This is a genomic window from Sulfurovum sp. NBC37-1, from assembly GCF_000010345.1.
GTDB lineage: Bacteria > Campylobacterota > Campylobacteria > Campylobacterales > Sulfurovaceae > Sulfurovum.
The window spans coordinates 2,463,348-2,487,256 of record NC_009663.1; the positions used below are offsets into that span (position 1 = coordinate 2,463,348).

At 46.1% G+C, this 23,909-nt stretch carries 23 protein-coding genes; 20 read left to right on the plus strand and 3 right to left on the minus strand.

All coding sequences use genetic code 11. The features are described from left to right. Positions 1-17: 17 nt before the first annotated feature. Positions 18-947, minus strand: a complete 930-nt coding sequence (locus SUN_RS12345) for an RluA family pseudouridine synthase (RefSeq protein ID WP_012084146.1) — start codon at positions 945-947, stop codon at positions 18-20. A gap of 71 nt (positions 948-1,018) precedes the next feature. Here SUN_RS12345 and purB point away from each other — a divergent pair, with 71 nt between their 5' ends. The 5 genes from purB to SUN_RS12370 all read left to right on the plus strand — a co-directional run bounded on the left by purB (position 1,019) and on the right by SUN_RS12370 (position 7,914). Further along, the gene (purB, locus tag SUN_RS12350) at positions 1,019-2,350 is read left to right on the plus strand and encodes an adenylosuccinate lyase (RefSeq protein WP_012084147.1); all 1,332 of its coding nucleotides are present in this window, start codon (positions 1,019-1,021) and stop codon (positions 2,348-2,350) included. Between the two features lie 251 nt (positions 2,351-2,601). After that, positions 2,602-4,971 carry a ribonucleoside-diphosphate reductase subunit alpha gene (locus SUN_RS12355; protein WP_012084148.1) on the plus strand — a complete coding sequence of 790 codons (2,370 nt, stop codon included), beginning with the start codon at positions 2,602-2,604 and terminating at the stop codon, positions 4,969-4,971. Positions 4,972-5,265: 294 nt separating this feature from the next. Further along, positions 5,266-5,682, plus strand: a complete 417-nt coding sequence (locus tag SUN_RS12360) for a hypothetical protein (protein ID WP_012084149.1) — start codon at positions 5,266-5,268, stop codon at positions 5,680-5,682. After that, on the plus strand, positions 5,679-6,359 hold the full coding sequence (locus SUN_RS12365; RefSeq protein ID WP_012084150.1) for a hypothetical protein: 681 nt from the start codon (positions 5,679-5,681) through the stop codon (positions 6,357-6,359). The genes SUN_RS12360 and SUN_RS12365 overlap by 4 nt, the downstream gene beginning before the upstream one ends. A gap of 13 nt (positions 6,360-6,372) precedes the next feature. Then, positions 6,373-7,914 carry a phospholipase D family protein gene (locus tag SUN_RS12370; RefSeq protein ID WP_012084151.1) on the plus strand — a complete coding sequence of 514 codons (1,542 nt, stop codon included), beginning with the start codon at positions 6,373-6,375 and terminating at the stop codon, positions 7,912-7,914. 26 nt (positions 7,915-7,940) lie between these two features. Here SUN_RS12370 and SUN_RS13220 read toward each other — a convergent pair whose 3' ends face one another. Both SUN_RS13220 and SUN_RS12380 read right to left on the minus strand, forming a co-directional pair. After that, the gene (locus SUN_RS13220; protein WP_012084152.1) at positions 7,941-8,549 is read right to left on the minus strand and encodes a hypothetical protein; all 609 of its coding nucleotides are present in this window, start codon (positions 8,547-8,549) and stop codon (positions 7,941-7,943) included. A 13-nt stretch (positions 8,550-8,562) separates the two neighbouring features. Next, entirely contained in the window at positions 8,563-9,276 is a 714-nt protein-coding gene (locus SUN_RS12380; protein ID WP_012084153.1) for a DUF2092 domain-containing protein, read from the minus strand. A 216-nt stretch (positions 9,277-9,492) separates the two neighbouring features. Between SUN_RS12380 and SUN_RS12385 the strand changes: the two genes are divergently transcribed. The 15 genes from SUN_RS12385 to SUN_RS12455 all read left to right on the plus strand — a co-directional run bounded on the left by SUN_RS12385 (position 9,493) and on the right by SUN_RS12455 (position 23,824). Continuing rightward, entirely contained in the window at positions 9,493-9,765 is a 273-nt protein-coding gene (locus SUN_RS12385) for a hypothetical protein (RefSeq protein ID WP_041672794.1), read from the plus strand. Positions 9,766-9,857: 92 nt separating this feature from the next. Beyond that, positions 9,858-11,537 (plus strand): ATP-binding protein, encoded by a 1,680-nt coding sequence (locus tag SUN_RS13225; protein ID WP_012084155.1) that lies wholly within the window; start codon positions 9,858-9,860, stop codon positions 11,535-11,537. After that, positions 11,530-12,219: a response regulator transcription factor gene (locus tag SUN_RS12395; RefSeq protein WP_012084156.1), complete on the plus strand. Its 690-nt coding sequence runs from the start codon at positions 11,530-11,532 to the stop codon at positions 12,217-12,219. The genes SUN_RS13225 and SUN_RS12395 overlap by 8 nt, the downstream gene beginning before the upstream one ends. Positions 12,220-12,480: 261 nt before the next feature. After that, entirely contained in the window at positions 12,481-14,058 is a 1,578-nt protein-coding gene (locus SUN_RS12400; RefSeq protein WP_012084157.1) for an arylsulfatase, read from the plus strand. Positions 14,059-14,174: 116 nt separating this feature from the next. Continuing rightward, positions 14,175-14,954, plus strand: a complete 780-nt coding sequence (locus SUN_RS12405; RefSeq protein ID WP_012084158.1) for an outer membrane protein — start codon at positions 14,175-14,177, stop codon at positions 14,952-14,954. A gap of 9 nt (positions 14,955-14,963) precedes the next feature. After that, positions 14,964-15,938: an HAD family hydrolase gene (locus tag SUN_RS12410; RefSeq protein WP_012084159.1), complete on the plus strand. Its 975-nt coding sequence runs from the start codon at positions 14,964-14,966 to the stop codon at positions 15,936-15,938. Positions 15,939-15,945: 7 nt separating this feature from the next. Beyond that, positions 15,946-16,899, plus strand: a complete 954-nt coding sequence (locus SUN_RS12415) for an autotransporter domain-containing protein (protein WP_012084160.1) — start codon at positions 15,946-15,948, stop codon at positions 16,897-16,899. Between the two features lie 40 nt (positions 16,900-16,939). Continuing rightward, positions 16,940-17,533, plus strand: coding sequence for a porin family protein (locus SUN_RS12420; RefSeq protein ID WP_012084161.1), 594 nt, complete (start codon positions 16,940-16,942; stop codon positions 17,531-17,533). A 91-nt stretch (positions 17,534-17,624) separates the two neighbouring features. Next, complete coding sequence (locus SUN_RS12425; RefSeq protein ID WP_012084163.1) at positions 17,625-18,596, plus strand: AAA family ATPase; 972 nt, start codon at positions 17,625-17,627, stop codon at positions 18,594-18,596. A 4-nt stretch (positions 18,597-18,600) separates the two neighbouring features. Then, entirely contained in the window at positions 18,601-19,539 is a 939-nt protein-coding gene (locus SUN_RS12430) for a DUF58 domain-containing protein (protein ID WP_012084165.1), read from the plus strand. After that, a complete protein-coding gene (locus SUN_RS13230) occupies positions 19,539-20,021 on the plus strand; it encodes a DUF4381 domain-containing protein (protein WP_012084166.1) in 483 nt (160 codons plus the stop codon). Before SUN_RS12430 ends, SUN_RS13230 begins: the two co-directional genes overlap by 1 nt. After that, positions 20,018-20,995 (plus strand): VWA domain-containing protein, encoded by a 978-nt coding sequence (locus SUN_RS12440; RefSeq protein WP_012084167.1) that lies wholly within the window; start codon positions 20,018-20,020, stop codon positions 20,993-20,995. The genes SUN_RS13230 and SUN_RS12440 overlap by 4 nt, the downstream gene beginning before the upstream one ends. After that, positions 20,992-21,927 (plus strand): VWA domain-containing protein, encoded by a 936-nt coding sequence (locus tag SUN_RS12445; protein WP_012084168.1) that lies wholly within the window; start codon positions 20,992-20,994, stop codon positions 21,925-21,927. The genes SUN_RS12440 and SUN_RS12445 overlap by 4 nt, the downstream gene beginning before the upstream one ends. Then, positions 21,924-22,559, plus strand: a complete 636-nt coding sequence (locus tag SUN_RS12450) for a tetratricopeptide repeat protein (protein WP_012084169.1) — start codon at positions 21,924-21,926, stop codon at positions 22,557-22,559. Before SUN_RS12445 ends, SUN_RS12450 begins: the two co-directional genes overlap by 4 nt. Then, positions 22,556-23,824 (plus strand): BatD family protein, encoded by a 1,269-nt coding sequence (locus SUN_RS12455; protein ID WP_012084170.1) that lies wholly within the window; start codon positions 22,556-22,558, stop codon positions 23,822-23,824. Before SUN_RS12450 ends, SUN_RS12455 begins: the two co-directional genes overlap by 4 nt. Positions 23,825-23,909: the final 85 nt, after the last annotated feature.

Below are 23,909 nucleotides of genomic sequence, written 5' to 3' on the forward strand. Positions count from 1 at the left end.
CCTACAGAGAAAATGATTTACTTCTTGTTGAAGGTACGTTCATCTTTCGGACAGATAAGGTCATACATCTGTCCAAAATCACTCTTACTTTTTATATGAAACCTATTCCCATAAGTGAAAGAGAGTGTATGCGCATGCAGCATCAGACGTCGTGCTCCCGTCTCCAGGAAACGTTCTTCTTCACTGATCTCATCTTCGAGATATCGGTTGGCAGTATCAAATGTCGTACCATAGATCGGATCACCAAGAATAGGATGTTTCACGTGAAACAAATGTACTCTTATCTGGTGTGTTCGTCCTGTCTGTGGGTAGCAGGCTACCAGTGTGGCATCAAGTCTTTCATTGTATCGAAGAGGTATAAAATCTGTGTGTGATGCCTTGCCCGCATCAGAGATAAAAACTTTGTGCTTGACCCGACTGTAGTCATTGTTTATCTTGATCTTTTCCGAGACCGAAAAAGGTTCGTTTAGCCTGCCATCCACCCAGGCGAGATAGCTCTTTTTGATCGTTTTGGCCTCAAAGGAATTCTTCAGATGCGTTTCTGCTTTTTTATGCTTGCTAGCGAGCAGCAATCCCGATGTTTCCATATCTATGCGGTGTGTCGCATTGGCATTGTCGCCACTGATATGACGTATCTCGTCAAGCATTGAATAGGGGGTTGACATGGTATTGGGATGCACCAGTACGCCGGAGGGTTTTTCAAAGATCATAAAGTCCCTGTTAGAGAAGAGTGGACATCTTCCCTGTGAAGCCGCTTTGAAATATACTACTTCCACTTCACCTTCTACGGAGGCACCGGTATTGAAGATGGACTCACCGTCTATCAGTAAGCGTCCTTTTGCCAATACCCGCTGTGCCTGTCCCTGTGTAAAGTTGAATTGTCTCATAATGAACAGAAAGGCAGGCATCTTATGTTTCACGTGAAACTTCTCTTTGACAAATGGCATATGTTCTAACCCTTATGTAACTGCTATTTTGGTAGAATAATACCAAAATTTTACAGACATAAAGGTATGGCATGGTAGAAAGATATTCACGAGAAGAGATGGCGAAGAACTGGACGATGCAAGCAAAGTATCAGGCATGGCTCGATGTAGAGCTTGCCGTGGTCAAAGCATGGAACAGGATAGGGCTTATCCCTGATGAGGATGCAGAGAAGATCGTAAAGAATGCGGGTTTTTCCGTAGAGCGTATCGATGAGATCGAAGCGGTCACCAAGCATGACCTTATTGCATTTACCACATCCGTTTCCGAAACACTGGGGGAAGAAAGCCGCTGGTTCCACTACGGCATGACAAGTTCCGATACTGTCGATACTGCCGTAGCGCTTCAAATGGTACGTTCCCTCAAGATCATCATCGAAGATGTGAAGATGATGATGGAGTCCATCAAGAAAAGAGCGATTGAGCACAAAATGACGCTGATGGTGGGAAGAAGCCACGGGATCCATGGTGAGCCCATCACATTCGGCCTAGTTCTGGCCGTCTGGTATGACGAAATGGCAAGACATCTCGAGAACCTCGAACAGACCATGGAAGTGATCAGGGTAGGTCAGATCTCAGGCGCTATGGGTAACTTCGCACACGCCCCGCTCGAGCTTGAAGAGTACGCCATGGAAGAGCTTGGACTCAAACCTGCTCCGGTATCCAACCAGGTGATCCAGAGAGACCGTTATGCACGTCTGGCATCTGCATTGGCGCTTCTGGCCTCTTCCATTGAAAAATTCGCGGTACAGGTACGTCACTGGCAGCGTACAGAGGTTTATGAAGTGGAAGAATATTTTGCCAAAGGACAGAAGGGGTCTTCGGCTATGCCCCATAAAAGAAACCCGATCCTTACGGAGAACATCACAGGACTGGCACGTATCATCCGAGCCTATGCTGTGCCGGCTATGGAAAATGTGGCGCTTTGGCATGAGAGAGATATCTCCCACTCTTCTACGGAGCGTTTCTGGCTTCCGGATTCATTCATCACTTCAGACTTCATGCTCCACCGTATGAATGGTGTGATCGCCAACATGACCGTGATGCCGGAAAATATGATGAAGAACCTGAACCAGACCGGCGGACTTGTATTTTCCCAGCGTGTGTTGCTTGAACTGCCTAAAGCAGGTGTAAGCCGTGAAGATGCTTACAAGATCGTGCAGCGCAATGCCATGAAAGTATGGGAAGAGATCCAGCAGGGAAAACCTACCGTCAATGAAAAAGGAGAATCTCTCTACCTTCAGTACCTTCTTGCAGATGACGAGTTACGCAAATCTCTCAGCGAAGAGCAAATCCGTGACTGTTTCAACTACGACTACTATACGAAGAACGTTGACAGGATCTTCGACAGAGTGTTCAACAAGTAACACGATACGCGAAGGGTGGGGAATCCCGCCCTGCAAAATTACCTTTTTAATCATAATATTTCTTCAAAAAAATTTCTTATATTTTCACCAGTGCCCACCCAGACAAGCTTTCAGAAAGTATCATCTTTCCTTATAACAATATTGGCTAAAAATGATACAGAAATTAACAAATCTACAAGTATATTTTCTGTAAAATCGTTTCAAGTTTTCGCTCGAAAATGAGCGTATTTTTTAACTACCTGGGAGTAACAATGGTCAGAGTTGTAAAGCGTAACGGAAGAGTAGAGACACTGGATGTATCCAAGATCCAGAAATATACATCGGCAGCTGTCGAAGGGCTTGACGACGTAAGTCAAAGTGAACTGGAAGTTGATGCCAAACTGCAGTTCCGTGACATGATCACTTCCGAAGAGATACAGACAACGCTCATCAAAACAGCTGTTGACAAGATCGATATTGACAGACCGAACTGGACCTTCGTTGCCGCCCGACTTTTCCTCTATGACATTTATCATAAAGCAACAGGCTTTACCGGGTATAACCATCTGCGTGAGTACTTTGAACGTGGCGAGAAAGAAGGGCGTATCGTCCTTGGGCTTAAAGACAAGTATGACCTTGATGATCTCAATGACTACATCAAGCCCGAGCGTGATCTGCAGTTCAACTATCTTGGCCTTCGTACACTGTATGACCGATACCTTCTCAAAGACAGGAACGGTGTACCCATCGAACTGCCGCAGCAGCTTTTCATGGGTGTTGCGATGTTCCTTGCACAGAATGAATTCGACTGTCAGACCTGGGCGAAGAAATTCTATGACATTTTGAGTAAATTCGAGGTCATGGCGGCAACCCCGACACTCTCCAATGCCAGAACACCACGACACCAGCTCAGCTCATGCTACATTGGGTCCACGCCTGATAACATCGAGGGTATTTTTGACGGATACAAAGAGATGGCGCTGCTTTCCAAATTCGGTGGCGGTATCGGTTGGGACTGGACGCTTGTTCGCGGTATGGGCTCCTATATCGACGGTCACAAACATGCTGCAGGCGGTATCGTACCTTTCCTCAAGATCGCCAATGACGTTGCCATTGCGGTGGATCAGCTGGGGACACGTAAAGGTGCCATAGCCGTCTACCTGGAACCATGGCATGTGGATGTCCGGGATTTCCTTGATCTCAAGAAGAACTCCGGTGAAGAGCGCCGACGAGCACATGATCTCTTCCCTGCACTCTGGCTGAACGACCTCTTTATGAAAAGAGTTGAAGAAGATGCAACGTGGACACTTTTCGATCCGTTCGAAGTGACAGAGTTGACAGAACTTTACGGTGAGGAGTTCGAAAAAAGATATGTGGAGCTTGAACACTCCGATGCAGACATCACCAGGGAAGTCATCTCTGCAAAAGGTCTATGGAAAGAGATCCTCCGGTCCTATTTTGAAACGGGGAACCCTTTCCTGACCTTTAAGGATGCTGCCAACAGAGCCAACCCGAACAAACATGTCGGTATCATCAGGTCTTCAAACCTCTGTACGGAAATCTTCCAGAATACAGCACCCAACACCTACAAGACACGTTTTACCTTTACAGACGGCAGCATAGAGTCCTATGACGAGAACGAAATGTTGACAGTTGACAACGGTACGACCAAGCCTGCCAAGAAGGTCACGGCACTTGACAGTCTGGGCGGCAAACAGATCTGGATCGTTGACAAAGAGAAGATCGACGGGGATACGGCTGTATGTAACCTCGCTTCCATCAATCTCTCCAAGATCCATACCAAAGAGGACATCGCACGCGTTGTGCCTACCGCTGTACGTATGCTTGACAACGTCATCGACCTCAACTTCTACCCATTGGCCAAAGTGAAGAGGACCAATGAGAAGTCAAGGTCTATCGGACTCGGTGTTATGGGTGAAGCACAGATGCTTGCGGAAAATCAGATCGCCTGGGGAAGCCATGACCATTTTACCAAGATCGATGAAGTAATGGAGTCCGTCTCCTACTACGCTATAGAGGCATCCAGCAACCTTGCACTTGAAAAAGGAAAGTACCCTACCTTTGACGGTTCCGACTGGTCCAAAGGGATCTTTCCTATTGACAAGGCCAATGAAAATGCCTGTAAACTCGTTGACAGAGGTGGCCTTTTCGGATACAGCCATGACTGGACGGCACTGAGAGAAAAGGTCAAGACAGACGGTATGAGAAACGGTTACCTGATGGCAGTCGCACCCACCTCTTCCATCTCCATTCTTACCGGAACCACCCAGGCAATTGAACCGGTCTACAAAAGAAAATGGTTCGAAGAGAATCTCTCAGGACTCATTCCTGTAACTGCACCAAAGCTTTCTCCGGATACCTGGCAGTACTATACACCGGCGTATGACCTTGACCAGAACGTACTCATTAAAGCCGGTGCGATCAGGCAGAAGTGGATCGACCAGGGTCAGAGTCTGAACATCTTCATCACTCTGGACAAAGCCAGCGGTAAATACCTCAACGAGATCTATATGAACGCCTGGAAGTTCGGTTTGAAATCAACGTACTATCTGAGAAGCCAGTCGCCTGAAAGTTCCAACGACGTGGAAGACAGAAGCCAGGAATGCGTCGGATGCCAATAGTTTTCGTTTGATACTGTAGGGTGCTGTATCCTCACAGCACCCATCAATATATTGGGCATTAAAAAGAAATGGTGCCAACAGGGGACAGCACCCTGCAAATACCCCTAAAATCCAAAATAACCCCTCTACCTCGCAAAATAACATCTTTTAAACATTTTCTCGACCTTTGGTATGGAAAAAATAAAAAACAGGCTTATTTTTGCCCTTTTTTCAGCCCCATTTTTTAACGTAAATTAAGATATTATAAAAAAGAATACCGATCGAACAGATCTTTTTATAACAAAAGGAGGAAAGATGTTACGATACATACTGATACCCCTGATCACTCTGACGATTTTTACATCAGCAGCCGAAAAAAAGGTAAGCACAATTTCATGTGAACCTTCCATGGTATACAAATGTACCCTGCAGGGATGTGAAAAAATAAAAGTGGTAAATATTGATGAAGCAGATATCCAGTATTTTGAGATCGACCTTGCAAAGAAATCACTAGCAGGGAAGATCGGTAATGCTACGGTGGATGTAGAGAATATCATCAGCAGACACGGAAACGAAAAAAATTTCATTTTTTTCGGGACCCATGCCGATTCGGAATATGACTGGGTCCTCCGGATCAACAAGAAAAGCAAAAAGATGGTTCTGCTCGCTACCAATACCGAAGAGGACGGGTTCACTGTTTACGGTACATGCAAATGGGAGGAAGGACAATGAAAAAGATACTTATTTTCCTGCTCATCACAAGTACTTTCTCGTTTGCAGGAGGGAACGTACTCTACTCTCTCGATTTCACGAAACAGAAAGACGGTGACGCCAAAGCGTGGCTGCGCTCCAAAGGTTTCAAGTTTATGCTCGAGGCTTCCAAGCTTTCTATGAAATTCAAAGGCGGGAAACTGGTCATCTCAACTTCGGGCGAATATGCAGGCATGATCGGTGTAAAATTGCCCTCGAGTAGGTATCTTAAAAATATAGGGTCCGTCAAGATCGTCTGGGGCGTGGACAAATTCCCCAAAGGCGCGGACTGGGCCGGCGGGAACAACCGGCTTGCCATCGGAGCACTAATCGCCCTGGGAACGGAAAAACTCAGTTCCGGCCTTCCGCTGGGCATCAACGCCGCTCCTCCTTTTTTCGGTCCCTTTATAGGAGAGAAAGAACGTGTGGGGGGACGCTACCTCGGTAAGCTTTACAAAAAGGGTGGCCGCTACTACTGTGTTTCCAACAAAAATAGCGGAGCAACGGTCACAACCCATTTCGGCATCAGCCAAAAGTACCAGCAGGAGTTCAAAAAACCTGCCCCGCCGGTCACAGCTTTTGCCTTCCAGATGAATACAGAAGACACCAGCGGCGGTGCGCAAGCATTTATTAAAAGTATCACGTTTTATAGCAAGTAAAAAGATCTGAAAGATGAGACTGTCCCATGTCATACCTATCACCGTTGCACTCTTTCTTGCAGGATGCACCCCCGCGCCTGAACTCTACTCCCGGACCTCCTCCCATGCCCTGAAAAACTACAGATCTACGGATCTGGGAAAGCGCATTGAGCAGGAAGTATCAAAACACCCAGGAAGATCGGGTTTCAATATGATCCCCTACGGACGCGACGCTTTTACGGCACGTATCGCCATGACCGATTTGACAGATAAAACCCTGGATCTGCAGTACTACCTCTGGGACCAGGATGAAACAGGCCGTCTGCTTGCCCTTCATACACTTCGTGTCGCAGACAGAGGAGTCAAGGTGCGCGTACTTCTTGATGATATCGGCCTGCAGGGTCGTGACGATATGATCGCGGCCATGGATGCCCACCCGAATATAGAGATACGTATCTTCAACCCTTTTTCAAGCCGCGGAATGCATCTGGTTGATTTCATGACCGACATGGAGAGGGTGAACCACCGTATGCACAACAAGACCGTTATCATGGATAATACCTTTGCTATTGTCGGTGGACGGAATATAGGGAACCACTATTTCGGCGTTTCCGACGACATCAACTTCAGGGACCTCGATATCGCTACGGTAGGGCTTGTCGTACGCGACGTCTCAAAGATGTACGACTATTACTGGAACGGGAAATGGTCCGTACCTATTTCTGCTTTGGTGAAAAAACACTATACTATGGAAGACCTCGAAAAAGAGCGGCAAAGACTCGAAACACAGGTAAAGAAAGACCGATATCCGTATCCTCTGTCAGAGGACAATAAGCGTCTGAAACACGACATGAGAAAGATTCTGCAGCAGGCAGTATGGGCCAAAGGGAAAATTATATGGAACGATCCTGTACAGATGCAGCGGGACAGGGAGAAGCAGATCAACACGATGATAACCAAGCTTCAGAACCGTCTCGAACATCTCAAGAAGAGCTTTTTGATAGAGAACCCCTACTTCGTTCCTCAGGAGAACGGAGTAAAACGTTTGGCCGCCATGAGAGAACGCGGTGTACGCATACGCATTTTGACCAATTCACTGAGGGCCAACGATGTACTCGCCACCTATGCTGGGTATGAAAAGTACCGGAAAGAGCTCCTGCAGCAGGGTATAGAGATCTATGAGCTGCGGGACGACGCAGGATCAAGCAGGATCATCAACCATCATGCGGTCAAGACTGATGTCCGTACGGGGCTGCACTCCAAAGTAATGATCTTTGATGAAAAAGATGTTTTTGTAGGCAGTTTCAATCTTGATCCGCGATCATCCGTCATCAACACCGAAGGCGGACTCTATGTCAACAGCCCTGCCCTGACAAAAAAGATAGAGAGCTACATGAATGAAGGGATCGACCTGAGAAATGCATACCGGCTCGGGCTCGATGCGAAGGGACATATTACATGGACCACGATCGAGAACGGCAGGAAGGTGATCTATACCTCTGAACCAGATGTAAGCGCCTGGGACAAAGTGAAAGTGAATCTTTTACAGCTGCTCCCCCTGGAAGGGCAGCTGTAACAGGGAATAAATGAGTCTTGCTCCAATCAATACGGAGAGGCAACGGCCCTGTAAACCAGTGTATCGCCCTCATAGAACGGCTGATAGTATGAACTTCCACATCTTCTGTAACTGACGCCGCCGACATGAACTGTCGTACAGGTAGAAGGCATCGTGGAAGCGGCAACAACAGAACCGATGGCCATACCTGTTGCAAAGGCGAGGATCGGCGCACCACGGTAATATCCGTAATGTCCATGCCCGTGATAATGCCCACCTCCGCCATAGTAACGGTGATTGACATTCACGTTCCTGTTGACGTTCCGGTTCACGTTTCTGTTGACATTTCTGTTCCGGTTCACGTTCCTGTTCCTGTTTCTGGTGTTGGCGCGGTTGGCTGTTCTGTTCCGTGTATGCGCACGGTTTCCGCCTCTGTGGACGTTGCCTATTCTGGCACCACCGCCCCTTCTGGCACCACCGCCGCCCCTTCTCGCTTCTGCCGTATTGAACAGTGAGACATCGAGGGCTGTAGGGAATGCGGTGAACCCATTATGGGCTGTCCGAATATCGGGTTTGACGCTTACCGAAGGAGAAAAGACACCTATGGCTACAGCGATAACTGCAAATTTGACTAAAAATCTATTATACTTTTTCATGATCTTCCCCTCCTTAACTTGCCGGTTCTATCGAGATTTTGAAAGCACCTTTTGGTGCACTGAAGATGAAGTCGCTTTCCGGGAACTTCGGATCCAGCGTCCATCTTATCGATGTGTTCTTTCTCGGTTTACCCTCCACATGGGTGTCTATGATGCTGTAGGCTTTGACCAGAGGCTTGTCGCCGGTAGCGATCCAGATATGCACCTCTCCAGCCCTGTTTCGGAAAGCCACGTAGTCACACTCGGTCCCTGCGACATCGACCGTACCGAAATACTTGCCTTTGCTGAACTTCGCACGTTTGTGCATGTCGCTGTAGATCAGCGATGCCAGCGGCGGCGTGATACCGTAGCGTTCGAAGATATAATCCAGTGCCCCGTCTATGGTCTTAGGCACTTTGAGCTGTCCGTAATAGTTGAACTTGTGGTCCATCAGGGTGAAGATGCCGTCATTGACATAGACGCTTCTATCCTTGATGTCCCCTTTGGTATCAACACGCAGTTTGTCAGGTCTGTCAACCTTGACGGAGACATTTTGCTTATAGCTTTTTCCGTCTTTGGGATCCGTATCCGATACGACAGCACTGAAAGCATACCTGTCCATCCCACCGATGTATTGGCTGGCATTGTCCAAGATCGACCGGGCTGACTTTTCCGCACCCATCAGTGCCGTACTTCCTAACAGAAGTCCCGCTCCTGCAAGAAAAAGAAGTTGTTTATGTATCTTCATATTTCATCCTTTTGTTTGATATCTCATTTATATTATAGCCTAAAATGCTGTCACAAAATTGTCATTTCAAATAATGGCAAAAAATTTGGGGATAAAGTATTTAACTTTTCAGCGGCTCTTTCAGATAGACCGTTTTCCCTTCTTCTAAATGACAATTTTGTGACACTATTTTTAGTTACAATACACATTGTAAAATACATTATACAAAGGAAAAATATGACAAGAATCATACTTATTACGGCGATCGCGGCAACAGGACTTTTTGCAAACTCTTTGACAGATATGGCGACCAAGTCAATGACGGACAATGCAACCAAGTCAGTGACAGACAAAGCTAAGTCATCTGTAACAGATAAACTAAAAGATGATGCCATGAGTCAGGCTAAAGACAAAGCGGCAGATGTGGCTGCAGGTGAAGCTGAGAAAGCTGTTGGGAAAGAGACGCTCAAAAAAGAGACAGCCAAGTCAGCGATCAAATCGGTGATCTAACTTTATAACAGAGATGGAAGAATCTTTTTGCATCTCTGGGGCTTACTAACTATGTGAACACCTCTAATCATTATTCTGATAAACTCTTATTTATGATAATCCTAAAACTATTTTTATTCTCTGCTTTTATTCTCTTCTCCTATGCACATGCAAATCTCGACCTCAGCCAAGATGAAAAAAACTATCTTAAAGAAAAAAAAGAGATCAAGGTATGTTTGAGCCCAAAGGGGCTGCCGCTTTATGGTTCCAAAGATCACAGGAAGATCGGTATTCTTCCCGAAGTGATGCATCTGATAGAAGACAAAATGCCTGTGCCCCTGCGTTATGTTCCAGTCAAGGACTGGAAAGAGTGTATTGCTTTGAGCAAAAAGGGAACGGTAGACATTGCCGCTTTGATACTTGCTTCTCCCAACAGACATACACACCTTGTTCCCAGCAAAAAAGTCATAGAAGCCTCTCTCGGACTTGCAACAAAGATAACGGCACCGTTGACTGAGGATATATCAAAACTTGACATCAAAAGTATTGCATCCCTGAAAGGGCAGAAGAGTATTGCCGCCTTCGTAAAACAGAGGTTCCCTGAAGTAAAGGTCATCACTGTCAACAGTATCGATGAAGGACTCGACCTTGTCGCAAAAGGGAAAGCGGACGGGTATATAGATGAGACGTATACGCTGGCATACCATATTCTCAATCTGTACAGTAATGAGCTGAAGATCATAGACCGGGTCAGTGAGAAACCTATGGCCGGTGCGTTGGGTGTTCGCAAGGATGAACCCCTTCTTTTGTCTGTCATGAATAAAGCGATCGATCAAATTGACCCGCAGAAAGTACGTGATATCGTCCATCGCTGGATATCGGTAAAGGTGGAAAAAGGGTTTAACTATGTACTTCTTGTACAGGTAACCGCTGTTTTTTTCCTGCTTATGCTGGTAAGTATTTACTGGATCAGAAAACTTGCCAAAGAGGTCGAAAAACGTAAATTTATTGAAAATGAACTCAAAGAGCTGAATGAAAACCTTGAAGAGGAGATCTCTAAAAAAGTGGCGCTCCTGCACTACAAAGATGCCATACTGATGGAAAAAACAAAACTGGCGGCCATGGGTGAGATGATGGGCTCCATTGCCCATCAGTGGAGAAAGCCACTGAGTACGCTGCATATCAATATTGAGATGCTTGAGGCTGATTATAGGGAAAATAGGGTTGATGAAAACTTCTTATCGACTTTTATCGAGAAAAACAGCCGTATCATCCAGTATATGTCTCGAACTATTGATGATTTTCAACATTTTTACAGAATAGATAAAGAGAAAAAAATATTTGATGTAAGAAAAAAGATAGACGCTGTACTTGACCTGAAAATGTATCAGTTAGAGGAAAATGACATTACTGTCACTATCAGTGGAGAGAGTTTTTCTACCTTGGGGTATGCCAGTGAGTTTCAGCAGGTCATACTCAACATCATTGGGAATGCAAAAGATGCACTGGTTGAAAAAGGTGTTGCCCATCCTACTATAGAAATAAAGATCTTTTACGAAGGGAACAGAGGGATCATACGCATTTCCGACAATGCAGGCGGCATAGATATTGATATGATAAATAAGGTATTTGAACCTTATGTTACGAGTAAAGATTCATCCAATGGTACGGGACTCGGACTCTATATGTCTAAAATGATCATTGAAAAAAATATGCAGGGGAAACTGTCAATTGGAAATGTTGATGATGGTACAGAAGTAACAATAGAGCTGAGGAGGGAAAAAGATGAGTAAAACAAAAGTGTTGAACTTACTGTATGTTGAAGATGACGAAGCGCTCAGAGAGCAGTTTCTTCGTGTGCTCAAACCTGCATTTAATGAAGTCTATGAAGCTGCTGACGGTGTTGAGGCTTACGAGATGTACCAAACCTGTAAACCTGATCTGATGGTGGTCGATATCAATATACCAAAAATGAGTGGGCTTGAGTTGATAGAGAAGATAAGAAAAGAAGATGAAAACACACCGATCATGATCCTGAGTGCCTATTCTGACCGGGAAAAACTACTCAAAGCAGTGACTTTGGGGCTCTCACAGTATATGATCAAACCGGTTCCCTACAAAGAACTTCTTACATCACTTGAAAAAATGGCAGCCGGCTATGAGAAAAAGAAAAGTGCTGAGAATAATCTTCAGCTTCAAGGGCCTTATGTTTGGAGACAAGAGAGTCAAACACTTTTTTATGGAAATGATATGATCACTTTGACCAAACGTGAGCGTCAATTTTTAACACTGCTGACAGATAATCTCAACCATATTGTAAACAAGGATGAGATCATACACTCTTTATGGGATTATGAGGTATGTGAAGATCCTTATAATGCCTTTGGACATTTTCTTAAAAGACTAAGAAAGAAACTCCCTGAAGCACTCATAGAAAATCTTTACGGTGAGGGATACCGCATCTCTTCTTCATAGATAGCTAGCTATTTTTTGTTCATTTTCCCAAATCTCGAAATAGAATTCTTGTAATCTTTACCATGCTCGTGTCCATGGGGTTTGTTTTCATGTTTGAGGCGCACCCGTAGGTGCGGTGATGAATATGAAGCAAAGTCCATGGATACGATGATGGTGAAAAGTGCTGAATTTCTATTTCGAGATTTGGGATTTTATAAAATGACATTTTTCTGCCATTATGTTCTGTTATACTTTAGGATCTTAAAATCTAAAGGAAAATCTATGAAAAAAACAACTTCAAAGTTACTGCTGGCTTTGAGTTTGGGTGTGGCTGCTGTAGCAATGCCAACTCAAGTTCTGGCTAAAAAACCAAACATTCTAGTCATGTGGGGGGATGATATAGGTATCTGGAATACAAGTGCCTACAACCGCGGAAGTATGGGGTACAAAACACCCAATATTGACTCTATTGCAAACGATGGTGCACTCTTTACAGATATGTATGCACAGCAGTCCTGTACTGCAGGACGTGCATCATTCATTTTGGGTGAACAACCATTTAGAACAGGACTGCTTACTATTGGTATGCCTGGATCTGATCATGGTATTCCTGACTGGGCACCTACCATTGCTGATCTGCTTAAAGATCAGGGATATGCGACAGGTCAGTTTGGTAAAAATCACTTAGGTGACCAGGACAAACACTTGCCAACAGCACACGGTTTTGATGAGTTCTTTGGAAATCTTTACCACCTGAACGCAGAAGAAGAACCGGAAACATACTACTATCCAAAAGATCCAGAGTTTAAAAAGAAGTTTGGACCACGTGGTGTACTGCATTCTTTTGCAGACGGTAAGATAGAAGACACAGGACCATTGACTAAAAAAAGAATGGAAACGGTAGATGGTGAGTTTGGTGCAGCGGCAAAAGACTTCATGACACGTGCAGTTAAAGCTGACAAACCTTTCTTTGTATGGATGAACTTCACACGTACACATGTATGGACTCACTTAAAGAGTAAATACCAAGGTATTACAGGTATTGGTCTTTACCCTGATGCAATGGCAGAGCTTGATGACATGGTGGGTGGGTTCCTTGACCATATCAAAAAACTTGGTGTTGAAGATAACACTATCGTTATCTTCTCTACAGATAACGGTGCAGAGAAATTTACGTGGCCTGATGGTGGTGCTTCACCATATAGAGGAGAAAAAGGTACGACTTGGGAAGGCGGTATGAGAATTCCACAAATGGTTAAATGGCCAGGCACGATCAAACCGGGAACCATCTACAATGACATCATGTCTCAGGAAGACTGGATGCCTACACTTCTTGCAGCTGCAGGTGTACCTGATGTAAAAGAGAAACTTGCTTCTAAAGAGGGTATGAAAGCCAATGGTAAGAAATTTAGAGTTCACCTGGATGGATATAACTTCTTGCCATACTTTGAAGGTAAAGAGAAAAAAGGTCCTCGTAGAGAGATCTACTATTTCGCAGCAAGCGGTATGCTTAATGCTATTCGTATAGATGACTTTAAAGTGGCATTTGCTATTGAAGAGGGTGCTATCAACGAAGCCTATAGAAAAGTTCCGGCTTGGCCTTTGATTACCAACTTAAGAGCTGATCCATTTGAACATGCAAGTGATGGTTCAGGAATGTACCTCAAATGGTATGCAGACAATATGTGGATGATGGTTCCGGCTCAATCATTTGTTAAAAAATTCTTTGACACGATTCCTGATTATCCATTCCAGTCAGGATCTTCACTTTCTGCTGGTAACATCGGATATGGCACGATTGAGATGCAAAAAGCTAAAGGTGGTTTGAAAAAACTAATGGACGCTACTACACTTAACTAATGTATAGACCATTTCCGTCTTCTGACGGGAATGGTTACTTCGTCTAAAATCATAAAGAGTATTACGATACTTTTTATCATCTTAGAAATCGTTCAAAACAACAAAGGAATAAGCATATGAAAAAAAAGATTGTGAGACTACTACTTGCGTCACTTGTATTGGGTACAGCATCAATGAATTTAGCACAGGCTGATGAAAGTAATGAATTGCAGCAGAGTTTATCAATTTATGGTTGGCTGCCAAGTTTAGATGGGAATTTGAAATATACCATACCTGGAAGTGGCAGTGAACCTGACCGAGAGGGAGAATCCGGCATTGCAGATGCACTTGATATGGTTTTAATGGGAAATTATGAGTTGAGAAAAGATAAATTTTCATTCCTTGCCGACATGGTTTACTTGAAAATGTCTGCCTCACAGGAAACAACGATCAGTACACCGAATTTTCCTGCTATACCTGATGTGAATGTTAGAGCAGAACAGGAATTGACTGCCTGGTTACTTGGATTCTACGGTGGATACAATGTACTGGATAATGGTACATTTAAAATGGACGCTATAGGTGGTCTTCGTTACTTCTCTTTAGGGTTGGATGCTTCATTCTCTTTAAATGGCAGAAGTATTGGTGTATCACCTTCTATAGAAAACTATGACGGTGTTGTGGGTATTCGAGGGACATATACTATCGATGAAAATTGGTATTTACCTTATCATTTTGATATTGGGGCAGGTGATTCCGACTTGACATGGCAGGCAAGTGCCAGTGTCGGATATATGTTCAACTGGGGTGATGTATTGCTGACCTACCGTTATATGCATTATAGCTTTGGTGAAGAGAACTTCGTCAATGACTTTGACCTCTATGGCCCTAAAATCGGTCTTGTATTTCATTTTTAAGGAGTTAGTATGAAAAAAGTATTGTTTACGTTATGTGTGTTAAGTGTGTCTGTGTTCGCTACAAATGTGAGTGTGTTACCGTCATGGAACGAGGGGGCGGCCAAAAATAGTATTGTCGAGTATGTAAAAAGCACTACAGATAAGAACAGCCCTGATTTTATTCCCAAAGAAGATCGTATTGCAGTATTTGACAATGATGGTACATTGTGGTCTGAACAACCTGCCTATTTCCAGCTCTTCTTTGCTATGGATAGAGTCAAAGCTTTAGCCTCCCAACACCCGGAGTGGAAAACAACACAACCTTTCCAAGCTGTGCTTGAAAATGACATGAAAGCATTGATGGCAGGAGGCACAAAAGGTCTTCTTGAATTGGTAGTAGCTACTCACAGCGGCATGACGGATGAAGCATTTGACAAAGAAGTCAAAGAGTGGATAAACAGTGCGAAACACCCACGTTTTAACCGTCTCTATAAAGATTTGGTCTTTCAACCCATGTTAGAACTTTTAACGTATCTGCGTGCCAACGGTTTTAAAACATTCATCGTCTCAGGTGGTGGTATAGACTTTATGCGTCCGTTTGCATCTGAAGTGTATGGCATACCGTCTTATCAGATTGTAGGGTCTTCCATGAAGGTAACATATAAAGATAAACATATTTATAGAGAAGCAAAACTGGGTGCCATTGATGACAAAGAAGGCAAGCCCGTCCATATACATTACCATATAGGTCAACGCCCGGTAGCAGCATTTGGAAACTCTGATGGTGACTTTGCGATGATGGAATATACAGAAGCCAATAAACAGTACAAAACCTTTGAACTGTATGTACATCATACCGATGAAAAAAGAGAGTGGGCGTATGACAGAAAATCACACGTAGGAAAGCTTGACAAAGGCCTGGACTATGCAAAAGAGCATAACTGGACGATTGTCGATATGAAAAATGACTGGAAAGTGGTCTATCCGTTCGAGTTGAAAAAGTAGCGTATCTATGCGTCTTGGTGTAGTATCTGGTGTATTGGTTTTCATCTTGTCATCATATGCCTCAGGTCAATTTCCTCTGATGCTCGATGATGCTAAAGTAAAAGAACGCAAAGACGGCATACTTACCCTCATGGGTTTTACGGTACTCCCTGATGTCACTACCAGTTCACTTTCCATCAATGATGCTGCATCGGGTAATACAGATTTTAAACAAACAACACTGGGTGGCGGATTTACGATCAGTCAGGATTTCCCGCTTTATCTTGAAGGTACTGTCGGCTATTCACGTTATGATCCTAAATTTGCTGCTTCCAACGGTGATGAAAAAATATCTATCCCGGTGAAATGGAACAGCTTGTCCATTACCGGAGGAATCGGATGGGATTTTCCGCTGACCGAGAACAAAGAACTCAAATTGCGGCCTATCTTCAACTTTACCTTTGGGCATGTAGAGAGTGATATCTCTCTTGTCGGACGTTATCTTAGAGAACACTTCAATCTCGACTCTGACAGTCTTGCATTCTTAAATAATGGACGAATGAATACGTATGGGTATGGCGGAGCAATCATGCTCGACTGGGAGCATTACCGTGAAGACTATGAAGTGGATGTGGAATTACGGTATACCAACATACAACTCAGAAGTTTTGGATCTGACTATGGTGCAATTGAAGGATCATCGGACGCAAATATTATAAGCCTTTGGACACGGTGGCGGGCACCTACAGGTTTGACGATGCTCAATAATCCTCTTCGCTATGTCCTGGAAGGAAGTAATACCACTTTTTTGGGAGCACAGCGCGATGCACTGGGATTCAATTATCTTACCACTGTAGGTGTTGGCCTTGAACTGGATTCCAGTGACTACCCGGTTTTCATCACACGTACAAGAGTACTTCTTCGATACACATTCGGTGAAAATGTCTCAGGATATGCTATTGGACTGGCTATGAGTTTTTAATATAAGTATAAGTCTGAATGAAAAATTTTAGGAGAAATAAATGCAAAAACTATTAAAAGTAACTATGACATCATTGGTTCTACTTACTATGACCTATGCTGAAGAGATGAATGAAAATAATATGATAGAAGTAGAGACGGAAAGTGAATCTCCATTCTATATTGTTACCAAAGGGATGGTAACACCGGGCGGAGATATGAGAGAAGAAGAAGCCTTACTGGAGGGGGATAACGCTTATGGCGTGGGTCTTGATATCGGATATATGTTCCATGAACATTTTGGTATAGAGTTTTCAACAGTCTATGGGAAAAACGATATTACCCGTACAGAAGAGATGCACGGAGAGATCGAAGTAGATAAAGCAAAAGCGACTTATGTCTCTTATGCAATAAACCTTATTTTTAAACATCCTATCAATGAAGAGTTTGGGTATTTTATAAAAGCAGGTTATGAAAAAGAGCATGAAACAATTGATGATTTTAATATTGATGAAAAAGAACATGGTGTTGATGCAGCAGCTGGACTTACTTATGAGATCAATGAAAAAATGGCAGCACTTGTAGAGTATGAATACTCGTCTATACGAGGTCTTAGAGGAGATGCATTTTTCTTGGGAATTGAATTTGAATTCTAATTTGTTATTTTTTTATTTTAAGATTGATGGATAAAATACTTTCACGTTAATCTGATATAATTTACACTATTGATATTTTAAGGAATACACTATGACCCCTTTCGAATCCATCCAACTACTTCAGGAAAAAATGAATGCCTCTATCATTGGGCAGGAGAACATTGTAGAGAGGCTTATCATCGGGTTGCTCTCCAACGGGAATCTGCTGGTAGAAGGGCTTCCAGGACTGGCCAAGACCAGGGCGGTTCGTGCCATGGCAGATGCCATCGAGTCGGAGTTCTCGCGTATCCAGTTTACCCCGGACCTGCTGCCTTCGGATGTGACGGGTACTGAGAATATGTACGAAGAGAACGGGGAGTACACCTTCAAGTTCGAACCCGGTCCCATCTTCGGAAACATCATTCTTGCCGATGAGATCAACAGGGCTCCCGCCAAAGTGCAGTCGGCCATGCTCGAAGCGATGGAGGAGCGTCAGATCACCGTAGCTGGCACGACACACAAGCTGCCAAAGCTCTTCATCGTCATGGCGACACAGAACCCCATAGAGCAGGAGGGGACCTATCCTCTGCCGGAAGCGCAGAAGGACAGGTTTCTGATGCATGTGAACATTGAGTACCCCGACAAAGCCTCCGAAGCACAGGTCATCGAACTGGTACGGGCTGAAAAAAGCGCCAAAAAGCCCAAAGAAAAAGAGGATCTCATCACACAGGAGACCATCTTTGCAGCAAGAGACGAAGTCGCCAAGGTGCAGACTTCCAAAAGCATCATTGACTACATCGTCGACCTGGTCTTTGCAACGCGTTTCCCTGAGAAATACGACGAGAAGCTTGCCTCATACATTGATGTCGGAGTGAGCCCGAGGGCTTCACTCTCGCTTGACCAGACTTCCCGGACCTACGCATGGATGCAGGGGCGTGACTATGTTACTCCCGAAGATGTCAGGGCTGTTGTGCATGATGTCTTCCGTCACCGCATCACGCCAAGCTATGAGGCACAGTCTGACAGGGTGAGCAACGATGAGATCATCGATATCATTCTGGACCTAGTAGCACTGCCGGCGTAAGACCATGCAGCACACTACCGAGGAGACGACCGGTATCTATGTCAGTTTGAGCGAACTGCTCCGCTTTGGCTATATGCCAATGCCCTTCAACATCCGCCCCACTGCGCCTGTCGCTTCTCAGCTGAGCGGACGCAACAGGTCTGCCATGCGCGGACGCGGTATGGACTTCTCCGAGCTCAAGCACTACGTGCAGGGAGATGACACGCGCAACATGGACTGGAAGGCTACAAGGCGTACCGGGAAACCCTATATCCGTGTCTACAACGAGGAGCGCGACCGCAATGTCTGGCTGCTCGTTTCACAGATGAACTCTATGTTCTTCGGCAGTACAGAACGCATGAAGTCCGTCTCCGCTGCGCACACTGCCGCACTGGCAGCTTTCAAGACTCTGCAGGCCGGAGACCGTGTGGGTGCGGTGGTCTACAACAACGATGAGGTAAAGTTCTTCAAAGCAACAGCCAGCAAAAAAGGGGTGGTGCAAATACTCACCGAAGTGGAGCGTCAGAACCGCCTTCTCAAAGCGACCAATGTCAACAATTCCCCCAAAACGCTCAACGAAGCGCTCAAGATCGTCAGCTCGCTTGCCAAACATGACGACCTTGTCCTCATGATAGGTGACGGCCGTGCGCTCGATGCAGAGACAAGAAGACATGTGACACGCATCTCTGCCCACAACGACGTGATGGCCGTACTCGTCTATGACCCTATGGAAGAACAGATCGTGGAATCACCTTCGCTTTTCTTCTCTGACGGTGTCGAAACGGTCGATGTGGATTCCACCTCAGGCAGCTTCAAAAAGAAGTTCGACCAGAGGCTTGAGCTGCGCAAAGAGCAGATGCAGCACCTCTCACGAAAGAATGCCATTCCTGTGCTGAGTATCTCCACGGCTGAACCGGTCGCCGACCAGCTCTACAGACAGTTGAACATGCAGGGGGCACGCTGATGTCTACCGATGTGAACAAAACGCTCGAAGCATTGGGATCGCTCGACAAGTTACATGATATTATCACCCCCGAACCCGTTGGGTTTTTCCCTTTGGCATCGGGATGGTACATCCTCTTGGCACTGCTGGCGGCCTGGCTCTTTCATGTCGGTTTCCTGCGCTACAAAGCCTACCAGAGGAACCGTTACCGAAGAGACGCACTGAATGAACTCGGGAGTGAGAAAAGCGCTTCGGAGTTGCTCTCTCTTGCCAAGCGTGTGGCACTCTCCGCCTATGGCAGGGAACAGGTCGCCAGACTTTCCGGCGAGGCATGGTGGAACTTCATGGAAACATATTCCCAAACACAAGTCCCGCAATCCCTGCGCGACGAAGCGGACAAAGTACTTTACCTGCCGGGCTATGAAATCTCCCCGGAAGACCATAGCGCACTTTACAAGGTGACCAAGGTATGGATAAGTACCCACAAAGGAGGCAAAGCATGATAGAATTTGCCTACCCCTGGGTCTTTATACTGACCGTTCTGCCTTTCATCATCAACAGGGCACCGCTCTATTACATTTCCAAAAGAATGGCGCTGCGCATCAGCTTTAAAGAGGACATCGATGCGGCGATGGAGAGTAGGCAGGAGGTCAGCGGTATCTCAAGGGCGACCAAAGGAGAGAAGTTCCTTCTCTTCATTCTTTACGTTCTGGTGCTGAGCGCATTGGCCAAACCAAACCTCATAGGCGAACCCGTCACCAAGGATGTATCGCAAAGAGAGCTGCTCATCTCCGTGGACCTCTCAGGCTCTATGATGACCAAGGATTTCGTCAACAAAGAGGGCAAGGCCATTGATCGTCTCGAAGCGGTCAAGATGGTACTGCGCGATTTCCTGAAAGAACGCAAAGGTGAAAAGATAGGGCTGATCCTTTTCGGAAATGCCGCATTTGTCCAGGCACCTTTTACCCAGGACCTTGATGCACTCGAACACCTGCTCGACAGCCTGCGTGTCGGCATGGCCGGGCCGCAGACCGCAATGGGGGACTCCATAGGGCTGGCTGTGAAAATGTTTCGTGAAAGCAACGTGACAGACCGTATGCTCATCGTGATGAGCGACGGAGATGATACGGGCTCCAAAGTGCCTCCGAAGACCTCGGCCGAGCTCGCGGCAAAGAACGGGGTGAATGTCTTTACCATCGGCATCGGTGATCCCAAGAACGCCGGAGAGCATCCTATCGACACGGATACACTTAAAGAGATCGCAGCCATTACCGGTGGCAAATTCTACTATGCCTGGAACCTTGATGACCTTCAGGATATCTACAAGCAGATAGACAAGCTCAAACCCAAGGAGATCAAAGTGTTGAGCTACAGGCCGGTCAAAGAACTCTTTGCCTATCCGCTGCTGGCAGCGATCCTGCTGCTGCTTTTACAGGGTGCGTGGGTCTTCTGGCAGCATAAAAGGAGGGGTGCATGAGTTTCTTTGAAGCTTTTCATTTCCTAAGACCAGAGTGGCTCCTGCTGCTCATCCCCTCCTGGGCACTGGTCTACTGGCTGCTGAAAAATCAGGACGACATGGGGAAATGGCAGAAGATCATCAATCCCAAGCTGCTGAAACATTTGCTGCTCAACCCCGACAGGCAGCATTCCAAAATCGCCGCTCCATGGCATCTGGGCGCAGTACTGACCCTGATGGTACTGGCAGTGAGCGGACCAAGCTGGAAACTCAAACCCAACCCCTTCGCCGATGACCTGACCAGGGTCGTGCTGGTACAGAAGGTGGCGCCAAGTATGCTGACCACCGACATCACCCCTACACGTCTGGCCAGAGCCGGCATCAAAATGCAGGATCTCTTGGGACTGAGAAAAGATACGGCCGCGGCGCTCGTCGCCTACAGCGGTACGGCTCACCTGGTACTGCCCGCCACCAAAGACCACATGATCCTAAAAAGCTTCGCCCAGGCACTGGAACCTGCCATTATGCCGATGGAGGGAGACAATCTGCAGGACGCGCTCCTGCTGGCGGGCAAAGAGCTCAAGGACCAGAGCGGTACGATCATCATACTGATAGATGCCGTCAGTCCCTCCGCTGTCCAGGCAGCACTGAAGGCAGGCTTTCCCAAGTCGCAAAAGGTGATCTTCTGGCGTATCGCATCCAAAGAGCTCTCGAGCCCTCAGGAGTTTGAACGTGCCGCATCACTGATAGACGGTGAGTATGTAGGCTACACACCCGATATGCAGGATGTCAAAACCATTGACGAAATGATAGAGAAGCACTTTCACAACGCACACAAAGAAGATGCCACACGCTATGAAGATGGCGGGTATGTGCTGGTGCCGTTGATCTTCCTGCTGCTGATTCTGTGGGCAAGACAGGGCTTCATCGCCGAACTGTGGAGGGTCTCATGAGAATGTATTTCAAGTATAATCCGACACTGATACCCTTCGCCGTTATAGCGCTTCTTAGCGTACTGTGGCTTTTTTTTGGGTACAACGGCAGCGTTTCGGGGCTCTTTATCACACCTGACCAGGCGGGACAGCGTGCCTACAACAAAGGTGAATACAAAAAGGCCGCTGCTCTTTTTGAGAACAGTGACTGGAAAGGTGCCGCCCTCTTCAGGGCAGGCGAGTTCAAAAAAGCCAAAGCCATTTACCAGACACGTACTTCCAAAGAGGGCAAGTTCAACCTTGGGAATACACTGGTGATGCTGGGACTCTATGACAATGCCATCAAGGCATACGAGCTTGCACTTAAGATCGATCCGGACTTTAAGGAAGCGCAGGAGAACCTTGTCATCGCCGAAGCCCGAAAGAAACTCAAAGAGGTAGAAAACAGCGGCGAAGAGGGTGTAGGGAAACTGGGTGCGGACAAGATCGTCTTTGACAACAAGGAGAACAAAGGTGTAGAGGTCGAGGAGAGAGGCGAAGTACAATCCGCGCAGAATAATCCACAGTGGCTTGACAGGCTTCAAACGGGTCCCAAAGAGTTCCTGAAGAACAAATTCGCGTTCCAGTACAAGTTCGGGGAGGAGAAGCAATGAAAAAGCTGCTACTGCTCTGGGCTCTGATGAGTCTGATGCTCTTTGCTGCCGAAGGGGCGATCAAAGGCGATTTCAAAGTGTCTGTCGCGCCTTATGAGAAGCTTTACACGTCCGAGAAAGTCGTTGTCAACATAGAACTGCTCAGCAGTGCCTTCTCCATTACCGACGCGAAAATAGGGTTGGAGAATACGGCAGACTACATTGTACAGGCACCCAAAAGCGCGGGCTACCTTCAGACCATAGAAGTTGACGGAGAAGAGTGGCAGAAGGTACACTATGAGTACGCCCTCTATCCACTTCGCAGCGGCACTTTGGAGATCAAACCTTTCAAGATCAGCTTCTCCGCCTCCATGGGGTACGGACAGAAGAAAGAGCACTTCACCTTTACCACCGAACCGTTGCAACTGCGTGTAGATATGCAAACAGGAGTCAAAAAAGGCAGCTTCGTACTCTCTACAGAGGAGTACCGGGTCACTTCCAAGCTCAAACCCGCAAAACACAAACTCATTGTGGGCAATGCCCTGGAATTCACCGTTACACAGCAAGCCAAAGGCGTACCGGACATACTCCTGCCTGCCGTGCACTACCGTTCTTCACCGCTGCTGCGCGTCTATGACAAAGAGCCTCTGCTCAAGGAGGACCTCAAAGGAAAGTATGACGCCTCCAGAATGGACCGGTTCACCTTCGTCGCCATGCAGGAGGGGAACATTACCCTGGAGGCGCACACACTGCTGTGGTGGGACAGCAAAAATGAGAAGATCAAAAGAGAGACCGTCCCGGCCATAAGCCTGGAGATCAGCACTGACCCACAGATCGCCATCGACGCCCAAAAGAAAGCCCGTCACAAACTGATGCTGACCGCCGGTGCGATATTCCTGTTACTACTCATCATGGCTGTGATCCTCTACCCAAGGATCCAATGTTACATCAGCGAATACAGACACCGATACGAAGAGAGTGAAAAAGGGAAGTTCGATACCCTGATCAAAACACTTCACAAAGCGTCCATACGGGAAGTTTATGGCGCATTCTACCGCTGGCTTGAGTGTGTGGATGTGCAGTTGGCAAGAGTCGGATTTGTCAAACTCCGAAGGGACTATCCGGAGTTCACGGACACATTGGACGACTTCGAGAACGCATTGGCCAGGCAGGATGAAACATTGGATAAAAGAAAGCTCGAAGAGATGTTCAAGCACTTAAGAGAACAACTGCTTGTCAGCAAACAGCTCAAGAACAACGGTCTGGCAAAAACGATCAATCCATAACCGCATATACCCAAATCTCGAAATAGAATTCTTGTAATCTTTGCCATGCTCGTGTCCATGGGGTTTGTTTTCATGTTTGAGGCGT

Bases quoted from the DNA above. Each gene is read 5' to 3' on its own strand.
- SUN_RS12445 (WP_012084168.1), top strand. From the start codon at position 20,992: ATGAGTTTCTTTGAAGCTTTTCATTTCCTAAGACCAGAGTGGCTCCTG.
- SUN_RS12420 (WP_012084161.1), top strand. From the start codon at position 16,940: ATGCAAAAACTATTAAAAGTAACTATGACATCATTGGTTCTACTTACT.
- SUN_RS12455 (WP_012084170.1), top strand. From the start codon at position 22,556: ATGAAAAAGCTGCTACTGCTCTGGGCTCTGATGAGTCTGATGCTCTTT.
- SUN_RS12415 (WP_012084160.1), top strand. From the start codon at position 15,946: ATGCGTCTTGGTGTAGTATCTGGTGTATTGGTTTTCATCTTGTCATCA.
- SUN_RS12385 (WP_041672794.1), top strand. From the start codon at position 9,493: ATGACAAGAATCATACTTATTACGGCGATCGCGGCAACAGGACTTTTT.
- SUN_RS13220 (WP_012084152.1), bottom strand. From the start codon at position 8,549: ATGAAAAAGTATAATAGATTTTTAGTCAAATTTGCAGTTATCGCTGTA.
- SUN_RS12440 (WP_012084167.1), top strand. From the start codon at position 20,018: ATGATAGAATTTGCCTACCCCTGGGTCTTTATACTGACCGTTCTGCCT.
- purB (WP_012084147.1), top strand. From the start codon at position 1,019: ATGGTAGAAAGATATTCACGAGAAGAGATGGCGAAGAACTGGACGATG.
- SUN_RS13230 (WP_012084166.1), top strand. From the start codon at position 19,539: ATGTCTACCGATGTGAACAAAACGCTCGAAGCATTGGGATCGCTCGAC.
- SUN_RS12355 (WP_012084148.1), top strand. From the start codon at position 2,602: ATGGTCAGAGTTGTAAAGCGTAACGGAAGAGTAGAGACACTGGATGTA.
- SUN_RS12360 (WP_012084149.1), top strand. From the start codon at position 5,266: ATGTTACGATACATACTGATACCCCTGATCACTCTGACGATTTTTACA.
- SUN_RS12395 (WP_012084156.1), top strand. From the start codon at position 11,530: ATGAGTAAAACAAAAGTGTTGAACTTACTGTATGTTGAAGATGACGAA.
- SUN_RS12425 (WP_012084163.1), top strand. From the start codon at position 17,625: ATGACCCCTTTCGAATCCATCCAACTACTTCAGGAAAAAATGAATGCC.
- SUN_RS12380 (WP_012084153.1), bottom strand. From the start codon at position 9,276: ATGAAGATACATAAACAACTTCTTTTTCTTGCAGGAGCGGGACTTCTG.
- SUN_RS12450 (WP_012084169.1), top strand. From the start codon at position 21,924: ATGAGAATGTATTTCAAGTATAATCCGACACTGATACCCTTCGCCGTT.
- SUN_RS13225 (WP_012084155.1), top strand. From the start codon at position 9,858: ATGATAATCCTAAAACTATTTTTATTCTCTGCTTTTATTCTCTTCTCC.
- SUN_RS12410 (WP_012084159.1), top strand. From the start codon at position 14,964: ATGAAAAAAGTATTGTTTACGTTATGTGTGTTAAGTGTGTCTGTGTTC.
- SUN_RS12365 (WP_012084150.1), top strand. From the start codon at position 5,679: ATGAAAAAGATACTTATTTTCCTGCTCATCACAAGTACTTTCTCGTTT.
- SUN_RS12405 (WP_012084158.1), top strand. From the start codon at position 14,175: ATGAAAAAAAAGATTGTGAGACTACTACTTGCGTCACTTGTATTGGGT.
- SUN_RS12430 (WP_012084165.1), top strand. From the start codon at position 18,601: ATGCAGCACACTACCGAGGAGACGACCGGTATCTATGTCAGTTTGAGC.
- SUN_RS12400 (WP_012084157.1), top strand. From the start codon at position 12,481: ATGAAAAAAACAACTTCAAAGTTACTGCTGGCTTTGAGTTTGGGTGTG.
- SUN_RS12370 (WP_012084151.1), top strand. From the start codon at position 6,373: ATGAGACTGTCCCATGTCATACCTATCACCGTTGCACTCTTTCTTGCA.
- SUN_RS12345 (WP_012084146.1), bottom strand. From the start codon at position 947: ATGCCATTTGTCAAAGAGAAGTTTCACGTGAAACATAAGATGCCTGCC.